The organism is Colwellia sp. MB02u-6 (assembly GCF_014077095.1).
Classification (GTDB): domain Bacteria; phylum Pseudomonadota; class Gammaproteobacteria; order Enterobacterales; family Alteromonadaceae; genus Cognaticolwellia.
The window spans coordinates 40815-54271 of record NZ_JACGVG010000038.1; the positions used below are offsets into that span (position 1 = coordinate 40815).

A 13457-nucleotide genomic window follows, 5' to 3' on the forward strand; every position below is an offset into this window, starting at 1 on the left:
AAACGTTTGATAGGTGTTAGTTATAGTGAGCATGTTAGTGGTCAATCTCAAGTATTATACTTACTCAAACTCAAACTCAAACTCAAACTTACATTTGCGTAAGCTATTTTATCGAATAACGGCTTTAGTTTAATAGCACTATTTTACGCTATAAAATACCGTCAAGCGTTTTAATTATTAGGTTCAAATTTTTGTTTACGTAGATGAGAATTACCTATTATTTAAAGAAAATATTAACTAAGAATAGTATGCCAGAAGGTGATCTCGAGTGAGAGGTACTGAAATTCTTAAGCTTTAAGCTTTGTTGATATTTTCTAATGCTTGTATTTTTTTTCTAATCTTTATCGCTTCTTCAGTAAACATCGAAAAATCATTAATGTTGCCATTTTTTTGCGCACAAATAGCGCTTTCAAGTTTGTCTTCATAACTTTTGTTTAACTTTTTAGTTGGGTCTTGCTTAAACAATAAAAACATAAAGTTCAATCTTTGTTCAATTAGTTGTTTTTATATACGGCTGTAAAAGGTTTTTAGTTTTATATGTTCGAAATTAAAAGTTAAAAACTATAGTTGGCGCAAGTGACACGCTATTTTAAACGTCACTTTTCACCATGAAACCCTTTATTTTCATTGCGTTATATAATTGTAATTTAGAAAAATAAAAATTAAATTTGTTGATATTATTAGATTTTTTACTTTACCGCTTGTATTTAAATATAATGCATCCTTGTCTTGTGTGACTGATGTTTAGCGCAATAAATTATGAGATAATTTCGTTAACGTCATAGTATTAAATCAATTTAGGTTAATCCTATGGGTATTAACCGACAAAGGAAGCGTTTGTGTTAGCTAACTCAATAGTTGTGCTCGATTTTGAAACCACGGGTTTATCGCCAGCTCAAGGAGAACGTGCCATTGAAATTGGCGCCGTTAAAATTGAAAACGGCATAGTTACCGACCGGTTTCAAGCTTTGATGAATCCAGGTCGACGCATCAATAGTTTTATTGAAAACTATACCGGTATTAGTAATAGAATGCTGGCGGTTGCATCGCCTTGTAAAAAAGTGATGACTGATTTTGCTAGCTTTATCGGTGAGAGTAATTTACTAGCGCACAACGCCTCTTTTGATGCCCGCTTCCTCGAGGCCGAATTTGCTCGTTTGGGTCGTCAGGTTTTAGGCGAGTTTACTTGTTCGTTATTAATATCACGCCGTATTTATCAAGATGCGCCAAATCATAAATTAGGCACGTTAATTGATTATAAAAATATTGCCGCCGATGGTAGTTTTCACCGGGCGTTATTTGACGCAGAAATGACCGCAGAACTCTGGTTGATTATGTTAAATGATATTAGCGAACGCTACGGATTAGAAGATATTCCCTTTAGTTTGATTCAGCGATTAGCTAAAACGCCTAAAGCGCAAATCAACAAGTTATTGACTACTTACGCCAGTAAAATAACTAAAGCCGTTTAGGCTTAATATACCTAGCTATATCAACGGCTAAAGATTCTAATATTAATCGGTTTGGCCAAAATAACGGTTTTAATCTCTATTACAGAGATTAATGTTTGCTGTTTATGTTGGATAAATATTGAAAATCATCCCGCTTAACGCGAACGCTAAAGTATAAATTAAGCTTATTTAGTATTAACTTATTCTAAGGTATGCTGTTTATATATTGAAATCATAATGTAACCATACAAAAAATTAGGGATTTACTTTGGCTGAAAAGATAATAAAAGCGGTAAAAGGTTTTGCTTTAGTACTGAGTGAAGATGCAAAATTAACCCCCTCACAAAGAATAACAGGCATTGAAAAAATACTACCAGCACTCAAACCTGGGCAAGTATTAGTTAAAATGCTGGCTACACCGGTTAATCCCTCTGATTTAATGTACTTATTGGGTAAATACGGTTTAACCGCGCAAGAGGGTGACTTTGTTGGCTTTGAAGGTTGTGGCATTGTAGAAGCGGCCAATGCCGGACTTTACGGTAAGTGGTTAACAGGCAAGCGCGTTGCTTTATCAGCACAACCCGGTATTGACGGCGTGTGGGCTGAATATGCCATTACACAAGCAAATTTATGTTTGCCAGTTCGAAAAGCATTAAGTGACGAGCAAGCGGCAACGATTATAGTTAATCCTTGTACGTCTGTTTGCCTAGTAGAGCGAGCTATAGCACTGGGCAGTAAAGCTATTGTGATTAATGCCGGGGCAAGCCAAGTGGGTAAGGGCGCTATTCGTTATGCAAAACTTAAAGGAATTAAGACCATAGCGACAGTGCGCAGTGCAGCGAATGTTAAGGTCTTGCAAGCGTTAGGGGCCGATTGCGTATTGTTAACGTCAGACGATAATTTTGCTCAATCACTAAAGCATTGGGCGAAAAAACTCAAGGCAAAAGTATTGTTGGATTCGGTTGCAGCTGATGATACCCCTAGAGTTTTAAACGCCATGCCTAATAGTTCTACGGCCTTGGTTTATGGTCGACTAACCGAAACTCAAGATGTACTTGGTGGCTTGTTTAGTGTGGCTGATGTGATCTTTCGCGATATGCGAATAGAGGGTTTTTGGTTGGCAAAATACATTGGTGACGCTTCACCGTTACAGGTATTAGCCTTGAGTTTGAAAGTACAAAAATTGTTTGCTCAAGGGATTTTTAAGACCGATATTTATGCCCGAGTTGGTTTTGATGATTTTGCCCAAGCATTAGACCATTACGCACAACATAAAAGTGATGGCAAGGTGATATTATTACCTAATAATTAGAAATTATATTTTTCTATAAGTTTTTGAGAATCAGCAGTCATTTTATATTGAGTTTATTTAAGTAATATAAAAATATTTTCATATCCATTACGACTATATCTACACGGCCTAAAAATAGTAACTCTAGCTGTTTTTCTTGATCGGCCACTTGAAGGTAAATTGGACTATTAGTAACCGCTTCAGCAAATTTTATTCTAATATTGTGTGTGCTATTTGAAATGACGCAATCGAGTAATGGCCTATATCTGCAATGCTATTAAGTGACACAGCATGCTCTTTTAACAAAATGGCCACGTTTTGATAATTGATGTAATTTTTACTTAGGGTATTTATATTAGTGAATCTGTGTTTATTCGCCGTCATTACCGCATCAATATCGGGTAACGCGAGCATTTTTCTGAACGGCCATAGGGCATGAAAATAAACTCTGGTGCTTTACCTATCATGGTTAATATTTGCTGAATTAACGCTAACTCGAAATCTGAATGGTTTTCTTCAATAATACCAGGTGGCTTAGAAAGTCCAAGCACCACTTTAAATGGTTTATTTTCCAAACAGTTAATGAAAATCAGGCTGAAAAAGATAATTTTTTTTTGACATATAAATTTCTACCAAGGTTTTTTTAATCTTAGGCTTTATATTTCGCTAGTAATATCAGCGTAACTAGCTTGCAACGAGAGGATAATATTTTTTGGTGATAATTCTATTTCTAAACCACGTTTACCACCACTAATAAAAATAGTGTTTAACATTTCAGCGCTTTGGTCAAGCACGGTTACTAATCTTTTTTTTTGACCTAATGGACTAACGCCTCCAAGGACATAGCCGGTAGAGTTTTGTACTTTATTGGCATCAGCCATTTTAATTTTTTTAGCATTAAGGGTTTTTGCTAGCTTTTTTAAACTGAGTTGATTAACCACCGGAATAATAGCAACGGCTAAATAAGCATTATCTACATCAACCACTAGCGTTTTAAAAACCACTTCAGCGCTAAGCTTGAGCTTATCAAGCGCTTCAAGGCCGAATGATTTACAATTAGCATCATGCTGATAGTGATGTAATTGATAAGCGAGTGTTAATTTATTCAGTTGCTTAACTGCAGGTGTCATATTAGTTCACTTTCCTTTAATATTTTGAATCTAATCTAAGCAATTCAACCCCTAACTTATTTCACATAAGGCGCTCTATTCAGCCTTTAAGCTATAGGTTATTTTTTGCGCCAATGAGGTGATCACTTTACGCATTTGTTCGACAGCGTGCTCATAGCCATCTTTATTAAGCGCTACGGTTAGGGTAAAGTTATGCTCTTTTTCTAGATTTTTCACACCTTTACCTTGTAGCCAATAAGTGCCTGTAAGTAGGGCTTGTGATTGATAAGTGGAATGAAATGCTGTGATGTTAATAACAACGGTTGTTGCCGCTGTAGCTTGGTTTTTTGCTGGTGTGACAATATAATGAAAACGACTAGCAAGATTATTTAAGTCTTGTGCTAAGGCTTGTGTAAAGCTGTTTTGTAATGGCTCTGCCCACATATGAAAGTGCGAGTAGTGCAACTGGTGATTGGAAATTTGTAAAACCAAACTGGGTTGTCTTAAATAATCAGGTAATGCTAACAAGGTAATACCAAGCTGCTGACGATTGTTATTATGCATGTTATCAGTGTTAACTAAGCCGGTGGTCGTTGGGCTATTAAGTAAATAATATTGTGTTTTGTTAGCGGGAGCCGAGCTACAAGATCCAAGCAGAATAATGGACACAAGAGTGACGATTAAAGTCTTTTTCATTGTTGTGCTCCATTAAGTTTTGTCGGTATTGGCTCAGCGACTTCACCATTATTAAAGAGTAAGCTATTAGGTTTATGCTTGAGTTGATTCAGCAAAGGCTTTAATTCGTTCATTGTTGCAGTGAGTGTATGTAGTGTGGTGCGCAGTTCTTCGTAGCCCTGAGAGCCAGATGACAAGTCTTTGGTTAAGGTATTGATACCTTGTAAGGCTTTACTGAGTTCACTACTAATTTGTTGCTGCTCAACTTTACTCAATAAGCTATCAAGGCTATGACTTACCCCTTGAAACTCTTGCGCGGTTTGCGTCATTTCTAACATCAGTTTATCGGCATTTTCACTCATACTATTGAGCGGGATATTATTTAAGTTATCCATAAACTGTTCCGCTTTTGCGGTAATTTGCGAAAAGTCATCACTACTGGTTGGAATAATTAGGAAGTCATCATATTTTGCTATTTCGCTGATGGGTTGATCTTTATTGTGTTGTAAATCAACGTATAAGCTGCCAGTTAAAATATTTCCTGTGCGCAGAACGGCTTTTAAACCATGCTCAATCCAGTAAATATTTTGTTTGCTCATAAGCGCTTTACCTTCATCATTATCGGGCAGGCCTATTCGACCTGGCTGTAAACTGATCAGCACGGGAATTTTAAAGTCAGCCTTGGTAAATTTGTTCTCACTTCGAGTTAAGGCCATGTTGACTGATTGCACTTTACCTATTTGTATTCCTCGATACTCAACGGGTGCGCCAACAGATAGGCCTCTAATAGAGTCGCTGACCAGTACTACAAATTCGATAGATCGGCGGTATCTCTCGTCGTCAGCAGCTTCATAGCTCTCGTAGATGTCAAAATATGAGCGCTCACCAATTTTTTCGCCAATGCTCATGCCTTTAGGAATACCAAAGGTGGCACCGTTGGTTAACATAGTTTCAAAATTTCCAGTTTTAACTGATATGCCATCGGCATTTAAATCAAGTTGTAGACCACTAACATCCCAAAACTTAGTATTACTGGTGATAAGTTGATGATAAGGCGCTTTGATAAAAGCATTGTAATAAACAACACGTTCTTCAAAATTAAAATAGATATCCTCAAATTGGCCAACGGTTAAGCCTTTATAAATAATGGGATCACCTTTTTTGTAAGCAAACTGGTCGTTGCTATTAAGGGTTATATGCAAGCCTGGAGTGCCTGAAGGCGTCAAGGGGGGCGAGTTTAAGGCATCAAAAATATAGCGCTCTTCATTGCTTTTTCCTGGCGATATTTCAATATACACACCGGATATTAAGGTGCTGAGACCCGATACGCCGGTATGCGATATTTGTGGCGAAACCACCCAAAACTTACTGTCAGCCAGTAAAAATTGCTCTGCTGATTTTTTTATCTTTGCAGTAACAATTACGCCATTACCGTTTTGATTAAGCTCAATGGAGCTTACTTCTCCAATATCAACATTGCGAGATTTTATTTTGGTTTTTTCAGCTTCCATGCCTTCAGCGGTAAGGAAATGTATGGTGACTTCTGTGCCTTCATTACTCCATTGATAATAAATCATCCAACAGCCAATAAAGATTGCAATGGCAGGAATAAACCAGATAGTTGATACGGTTTTAATTGGCTTTATTGTCGCGTCTGGTATTTGAGCATCATTCATCATTTTTTATATTTTTCCAGATTAATTGTGGTTCAAAACTCATTGCGGCTAGCATAGTGACAATCACTAAACCGGAAAATGCTAAGGTAGCAGCTCCAGGTGCTATACTCATGACCGGGCCAAGCTGAATTAAGCTAGCCAGAATAATAACGACAAAAACATCTACCATTGACCAACGACCGACAAATTCAGCCATACGATACCATTTTATTCTTTCTAAGCTTAATCTATCACTTTGTTTTTGAACACTATAATTTAACCAAGCCAGCACTAATATTTTAGCAACAGGTATAACAACACTCGCAATAAAAATAATGGCAGCGATAGGGTAGGAGCCTAAGTTCCACAGTAAAATAACCCCACCAATAATTGTACTGGGCTCATCTTGGCCCCAAAAGTGTGTAGTCATGATCGGGAGTGTATTGGCTGGGATGTACAATACCACTGCGGTGAGCAGTAGCGCCCAAGTTTTTTGCACACTTAGTGCCTGTTTTATTGGGTCTTCTTGGGCTGCTTTTGTGTGACTTTGGTGTCTTTCGATATTATGCGCTTTTTCAACTTTAGCCAGTAATTGGTACAACTCGCGCTTATCGATATGTAAAATTACCAGTGTCATCGACAATGTAAAGAAAATAAAAGCATAAAAAGATAAGCCTAATTCAATATCAGCCATAGAAATAATTTTGATTAAACTAACCAAAGTACCAATCAGGAATATTTCCACCATGCTCCAAGGTAATAACTTAAAAACTAAGGCCAATACTTGACCGCCATACTTAGGATATAAGCCTTTATTTAGTGGAATAAGCAAGTAAATAAGCGACAACAAAATGACAGTTGGAATGGCAAATATAGTGAGAAACTCAATGAGTGCTAAAAGTTGATAATTATTATCGATTAAGACTATAAAACTTGTCATGGCGTTAAAGTGGTTTTCTAAGCCTTTGGCACTAAAAGACAAGAAGGTAAAAGGTAATGAAGCTAATAAAAATATTAATGCGGTAATAGCGAAAGCAATAATTCTTTCATTAGCATTGCGATGAATTGCGCTTAATTTATAGCCACAACGCGGGCATTGTGCTTTTTGATTTTCTTTTAATACAGGTAATTTGATGGTCAGCGCACACTCATAGCACTGAATTTCAACTGGATGTATTTCGTTGTTTTGCAGCGTTTTTGGCATGGTAAATGCCGTCCTCAAGATCAATTTTTTACAATAGCTTAAATTAGCATATATTATAGCAATCGAACTAAATAATTTTGATGAATATTATTGATATACGATTAATATTCTTACGCCCTTAATCTGCTATTTTAACCAGATTGGTTTTAGCAATAAAAATAAATAAGGCTTGTACTTATAGATACTATTTTTATTGGCCTAGTAAGTTATCAATTAGTGCCGACTTTAAACTAATATATATTTGCTGCAATGGCGACCGCTTCAGCGTAGAGCTAATAGTAAGAATAGAATATGAAGAGTGATAATATTTTTATGTAAGGTGTGTAACTATTAATCTATACCTGCCTTGGTTTATTTCTATCATTGCTATGATGAAAAAATGATACAGTTGTATTTTCATTAAACGCGCAGAGTCTGCTATTGAAAGATTGATTTCAAGTGGCAATAATACCGAATATATTAGCCTTACGAGGATAAGACAATTAAATTTTTAACTATATTTAGTTGTTAACATACCAAGGGTTAATACGATTTATAACTGTGAAAAACTTATTAGGTAACAATATGAATATAGAAGCAGCATACCCTATTGGTGAGCTTGGCAAAAAGTGGACCGATGGCGATAAGGAAATATGGTTTCAACAACAGCAGAAAAAGCGCAGCTACTTTGAAGAGGTTGTTACTAAATTAGAGGGTTTAAGCGAGTGTTATATTATCGAGCAGTATGGAAACTTACTCTATGATGAAGAGATTTATCCATTATATGCTTTAAAATCGTCAAATTGGTTAGCAGATAAACCGGCTATTTTAATCACAGGTGGTGTACATGGTTATGAAACCAGTGGTGTTCAGGGTGCCATTCGTTTTCTACAAACCGCTGCACAGCCATTTCAAGACGCGTTTAACTTTGTGGTTTTACCTTGTATTAGTCCTTGGGGTTATGAAACTATTAATCGTTGGAACCCTTTGACAGTTGACCCTAATCGCTCATTTTATGAGAATAGCCCGGCACAAGAGTCATCAGCAGTTATGCAGTATATGAAAACCCTAGGTATTGATTTTTTGGCGCATATAGATCTACATGAAACCACAGATACTGATAACAGTGAATTTAGGCCAGCACTTTCTGCAAGAGATGCTATTGAACAGAAAAATTGGAATATACCAGACGGCTTTTATTTAGTTGGCGATAGCACTAAACCCCAAGCGAGTTTTCAACAAGCTATTATTGCGTCAGTAGAGAAAGTGACGCATATTGCGCCCGCGGATAGTGAAGATAAATTAATCGGTGTACCTTTAGCGCAAGCTGGCGTGATTAACTATGCTGCTCGTGACTTAGGTTTATGTATGGGCTTAACTGACGCGCCCTACGTTACCACCACGGAAGCTTATCCTGATAGTCCGCTAGTTGATGATGAAAATTGCACTGTTGCTCAAGTGGCGGTAATCAGTGGTGCATTAAATTATTTAATGACGCTATAAAGCTGTTCATGCTCGTTAAGTTCTCTATTCATTAGAACAATGGCTATTGTTGATGGTTTAACATATATATGACTAGCAATTAACCAATATTTTCTTGCATAATTAGCTATTCATGCTATTTTCTTGCATAAATTTAATTAGGATGGTTTTTCATGCCAAAAGCTAGTGATATAAAAAAGAATGCCGCGATAGAATATAACGGTAAAGTAATGATTGTAAGAGATATTGAACGTTCAGTACCTCAAGGCCGTGCCGGTGGTAGTTTATACAGAATGCGGATGTACGATGTGGTAACAGGCAGTAAAGTTGATGAAACCTTTAAAGCTGAAGACACACTTAACTTTGCTGATTTAACGCGTCGTCCAGCGATATTCTCTTATATCGATGGTGAAGAATATGTCTTTATGGATAACGAAGACTACACCCCTTATAACTTAAGCAAAGCATCAATCGCAGATGAAGCTTTATTCATTAATGAAGATACGCAAGGTTTATTAGTGATTATTGTTGATGGTGTACCTGTTGCTATTGATTTACCAGCAAGTGTTGAATTAGTGATTACAGAAACTGATCCGTCAATTAAAGGTGGTTCTGCCACGGCTCGTACTAAGCCGGCAATTTTATCAACGGGCTTAACGGTGCAAGTGCCAGAGCATGTGTCAACGGGTGATAAAATTAAAATTAATACCGAAGATCGTAAGTTTATGGGCCGAGCTGATAAATAATACCTTCACATTTAAGCCAACGATTAAGTTCGTTGGCTTTTTATTTTCTAGTATTTATTGATAGCTTTTATTTATGATTTTTACTTATGATAATGAAACCATTTTTTAAATAAAAAAATCTTGTACGTAATCAGCATTTGTTTTTCGCGCAAAAATGATATCACTTCCAGTTTCTATTCCTTCAAGTATGATTCCCCCCCCCCCGCACTATGGGCATAGCTAATTAGCGCTTTAACTAACAACAGAAAGTGCTTATTGTGCTTTCTGCGACCACATGTTTATCAAGCTTAATATAGTCGACCATTTGAATTACAGATGTTGATACCATAGAAAGTGGGTTACAAACATCGTTAATCGCCGTATTTATACTGTTATTTGTTAAGATATCTATCATGGATAAACGTTTAATGCTGTCGTTAACTTCTGAACTCTCTATTAATTCAACCAGGATATTAGCATGATTAAAGCTTTTAAATAATTTCAAAAAAAGGTTGTTTTCGTTACCTTCACCAATAGAAAAATAAGAGTCTTGATCTAAATTAACAAATATATCGCTGTTCATTGGAGCGCGGTTTAATTGCAGAAGTTTTTGTTGGTACTCCACTTGGAAGAGAGATAATGAACTGTCATGTAATGCCGCATAAATAATGTCTGGTGGGATATTATTATTGTCTATATCGGTAAACCTAGCTAAACACTCATAGGCCATAATTTCTTTAGATTTTAAATCAACAATAGGTTGATATTCTGCGCTGTAGCCCTAGGATTCAATTAGTTCTATTAAACTCAGAGGAGATATTCGTCCATTATTCATTCAGTATCTCAAACAAATTACTTACTTGCGTATACCCTAACTTGATACAGGCACTTATTTTAAATGAGAATTATTTACATGTAAATGGTGATTGTTAAGGAGTGATTTATATTCAGTACTAATCTAGAACGAATATTGGTTGCCATGTAAAGTATGTTAAAAAGCTTAAAGCTGTTGTTGGTTTTACTTATGGTGAAATGCTAAGCCATTAGTACCTTGCTATCTCAATCAAGTTGACTTAATGAGACACAAATTTTTAGTCAGTGCTTATTGATAGTGTTGTAATCAGTCATCACGCGACTTTGCATTAATACCCAGTCATAAAAATACTGACATAACAGGGTATTAATATAACACTAAGCGGTTATATTTTTGAGCCGCGAAGCGCTTACCTTTATATTTTTTAAATTTTGCTGTTATTGCTCGATAACAATTGATTTACCTCGACCACCAGACTCTGCTGTCGCATCTAATTGTTGCTCGCTGGCAATGATCAGCTGTACCGCACCAAATCGACGTTCGTTCAGGGTATAGCCCATCTTTTTTAGTGCTGATTTTTCTTGTTCAGCAATACCAGGGTAATGTTGAATAACATCTTTTGGTAATAATTGATGGTGGAATCTTGGGGCATTTGCCGCTTGTTCAGCGTTCATGCCAAATTCAACCACATTAAGAATAGACTGATAAACCGAACTAATGATGGTGGTACCGCCGGGAGAGCCTGTCACTAATTTAACTTTACTGTCTTTTAACAAGATAGTGGGGGTCATAGAGGACAGCATACGCTTATTAGCTTGAATTTCATTTGCTTCACCTCCGACTGCGCCATAAATATTTGCCACACCGGCTTTAACGCTAAAGTCATCCATTTCATCATTTAAAATAAAACCAGCGCCTTCAACAATAACACCACTACCAAAGGTATAATTAATGGTTGTTGTATTTGATACGGCATTACCCCATTTATCGATAATGGAAAAATGTGTGGTGTCTGGGCTCTCTTTTAAGCCAGGTTTAATCGTGTTAGTAACAGAAATAGTATCAGCTGAAATACCCGCAATACGTGTTTTTAAGTAACTATCAGCCAGTAACTTCTCTTGAGGGACATCAAAAAAATCAGGATCGCCTAAGTATTCTGCACGGTCAGCAAAAACACGCTTACCGATTTCTGCTAAGCGATGCATATAAGGTGCTGAATTATGTGCTAATGGCGCTTTATTATCTGATAGTAAATCATACATATTTAGCCACTGTAAAATAGCTATACCGCCAGAACTTGGTGGTGGTGCCGTTAGCACTTGGTGACCACGCCAAGTTTTTTCTAGTGGTTTACGCCATGTCGCACGATAATTATCTAAATCGTCATAACCAATGATGCCACCGTTTTTTGTCATAAAATCAGTAATTATTTTTGCGGTTTCACCTTGATAAAAACCATTGCGGCCATCATCTGCAATGCGCTCTAGTGTTTTTGCTAAATTAGCTTGTTTAAACAAAGTACCGGTTTTAGCACTGGCAAAGTGTCCAGCGAAATTAACCTTTATACCTTCTTGTTTGAAGCTATCAATGCGCCATGCAATGTTTTCTGCCAGGTTTTCATGAACAATAAAACCTTGTTCAGCTAAAGCTACCGCGGGCATGACTAATGACTTCCAAGGGAGTGAGCCATGTTTTTTATGGGCTTGCCACATACCATCTACCGTGCCAGGTACACCAGAAGATAAAACACCGTATAAAGACTGATAAGGAATAACATCGCCATGCTCATCTAAATACATATCACGATGGGCTTTTAATGGTGCAACTTCACGATAATCTAAAAATTCTGCTTTATTGTCCTTATAAATCACCATAAAACCACCACCACCGACATTACCGGCTTCGGGCAGGGTTACCGCCAAAACAAATTGTGCAGCAATAGCCGCGTCAATGGCATTACCTCCTTGTGAAAGTATTTTTGCTGAAACCTCGGCACTAAAACTATCAGGCATTGCCACTGCAGCTTGTGATGTTGTTTGGAGCTCAAAGGCTGAGGAAGGTAATGAATAAATTAATAAGGCTATTGAGAGAGTTAATGGTTTAATCATGTAAATTAGCACTGTTGCATTTATATTTGCTGATAGATTAACGCGTTAACAAAAAATGTACAGTGGCAAGTATCACTTAATCGATTATCAGCTAAAATTTCATTTTTATCTAAGGCTAAGTTAAGGGAGAATAACAACTACTTTTGTTATTATTAAAAAACCAAGATGTTGTTAATAAAGGAGTATTTTAGTATTAATTATCTGCTATTCCTAAGCAGATACTGAGTTCAACTTTGCAACATAAGCCAAGCAACGAAAACTAAGAAAAAGTCTTAGTTTTAGGTAAATAGTAGTTAAAGTTTAATTATGTCGCTTGAAAAAACAGCAAGCAATAAACCGTATGGTCACCGCAGCGCTCAAAAAATATCAGCCTTACTATGGCTAAGTAAAATAGCCCCCCTAAGGTGCTAAAGTAACTCAGCAACAATACGTTTTAATAAAAAGGTTTCTCGTTCGATGGATAAGCCTTTTTTTTCACTATTTTTTATCACCATTTCATTGTGTATAATAGCGGCGTGGATGTTCATCCAAAGGGGCTGCATACCATTTTGCAATTCATGGGGCTCAAATTCTGGCGCTAGTAGCTCTTGATCTATTTCGCAGCTATAGCAATAAGACAGCATATGAATCACATCATAATCATTTTTATGCCAATTACGATACTCTTCATAATACCCAAATTCTTGAATGTTATTGACATTTTGTGCCCCTGTTTCTTCACGTAATTCACGAATAAGGCCAGAAATATTATCTTCCCCTTCATCAATTCCGCCTCCGGGTAAGGTGTAATCGTGATAACGCTTGGTATATAGCAGTAAAATATTCTCACCGTTCAAGACAATGGCACGAGTCGCTTTACGGGTAAAACGATGTGAAATATTTGAATGTAAATCTGATACTTGAGTGGATTTTAATAAGCGCATGATAAATATTTTTGTTAAATGTTTATCATTTATGGGGATAG

Annotated in this window: 13 protein-coding genes; 4 read left to right on the plus strand and 9 right to left on the minus strand. The window is 36.7% G+C overall.

Features of this window, described 5'->3' with window-relative positions:
* Positions 1–294: 294 nt before the first annotated feature.
* A complete protein-coding gene (locus H4J46_RS15145) occupies positions 295–474 on the minus strand; it encodes a DUF6435 family protein (RefSeq protein WP_182234318.1) in 180 nt (59 codons plus the stop codon).
* Between the two features lie 365 nt (positions 475–839).
* Here H4J46_RS15145 and H4J46_RS15150 point away from each other — a divergent pair, with 365 nt between their 5' ends.
* Entirely contained in the window at positions 840–1472 is a 633-nt protein-coding gene (locus H4J46_RS15150; RefSeq protein WP_182234320.1) for a PolC-type DNA polymerase III, read from the plus strand.
* 247 nt (positions 1473–1719) lie between these two features.
* Entirely contained in the window at positions 1720–2763 is a 1044-nt protein-coding gene (locus H4J46_RS15155) for a zinc-binding dehydrogenase (RefSeq protein ID WP_182234322.1), read from the plus strand.
* Positions 2764–3125: 362 nt separating this feature from the next.
* Here the strand turns inward: H4J46_RS15155 and H4J46_RS15160 are convergent, their stop codons facing one another.
* The 5 genes from H4J46_RS15160 to H4J46_RS15180 all read right to left on the minus strand — a co-directional run bounded on the left by H4J46_RS15160 (position 3126) and on the right by H4J46_RS15180 (position 7385).
* Positions 3126–3317 carry a hypothetical protein gene (locus tag H4J46_RS15160; protein WP_182234324.1) on the minus strand — a complete coding sequence of 64 codons (192 nt, stop codon included), beginning with the start codon at positions 3315–3317 and terminating at the stop codon, positions 3126–3128.
* Positions 3318–3398: 81 nt separating this feature from the next.
* Positions 3399–3872, minus strand: coding sequence for a Cys-tRNA(Pro) deacylase (ybaK, locus tag H4J46_RS15165; RefSeq protein WP_182234326.1), 474 nt, complete (start codon positions 3870–3872; stop codon positions 3399–3401).
* A 75-nt stretch (positions 3873–3947) separates the two neighbouring features.
* Positions 3948–4547 carry a membrane integrity-associated transporter subunit PqiC gene (locus H4J46_RS15170; protein WP_182234328.1) on the minus strand — a complete coding sequence of 200 codons (600 nt, stop codon included), beginning with the start codon at positions 4545–4547 and terminating at the stop codon, positions 3948–3950.
* Positions 4544–6205: an intermembrane transport protein PqiB gene (gene pqiB / locus H4J46_RS15175; protein WP_182234330.1), complete on the minus strand. Its 1662-nt coding sequence runs from the start codon at positions 6203–6205 to the stop codon at positions 4544–4546. Before pqiB ends, H4J46_RS15170 begins: the two co-directional genes overlap by 4 nt.
* Entirely contained in the window at positions 6195–7385 is a 1191-nt protein-coding gene (locus H4J46_RS15180) for a paraquat-inducible protein A (RefSeq protein WP_182234332.1), read from the minus strand. Before H4J46_RS15180 ends, pqiB begins: the two co-directional genes overlap by 11 nt.
* Before the next feature lie 564 nt (positions 7386–7949).
* Here H4J46_RS15180 and H4J46_RS15185 point away from each other — a divergent pair.
* Positions 7950–8867: a M14 family metallocarboxypeptidase gene (locus tag H4J46_RS15185; protein WP_182234334.1), complete on the plus strand. Its 918-nt coding sequence runs from the start codon at positions 7950–7952 to the stop codon at positions 8865–8867.
* A 152-nt stretch (positions 8868–9019) separates the two neighbouring features.
* A complete protein-coding gene (yeiP, locus tag H4J46_RS15190; RefSeq protein ID WP_182234336.1) occupies positions 9020–9592 on the plus strand; it encodes an elongation factor P-like protein YeiP in 573 nt (190 codons plus the stop codon).
* A gap of 235 nt (positions 9593–9827) precedes the next feature.
* Here the strand turns inward: yeiP and H4J46_RS15195 are convergent, their stop codons facing one another.
* From H4J46_RS15195 to H4J46_RS15205, 3 genes are all read right to left on the minus strand, one after another.
* A complete protein-coding gene (locus H4J46_RS15195) occupies positions 9828–10301 on the minus strand; it encodes an EAL domain-containing protein (protein ID WP_259365899.1) in 474 nt (157 codons plus the stop codon).
* Between the two features lie 521 nt (positions 10302–10822).
* Positions 10823–12493 (minus strand): gamma-glutamyltransferase, encoded by a 1671-nt coding sequence (ggt, locus tag H4J46_RS15200; protein ID WP_182234338.1) that lies wholly within the window; start codon positions 12491–12493, stop codon positions 10823–10825.
* 407 nt (positions 12494–12900) lie between these two features.
* Positions 12901–13416: an NUDIX hydrolase gene (locus tag H4J46_RS15205; RefSeq protein ID WP_182234340.1), complete on the minus strand. Its 516-nt coding sequence runs from the start codon at positions 13414–13416 to the stop codon at positions 12901–12903.
* Positions 13417–13457: the final 41 nt, after the last annotated feature.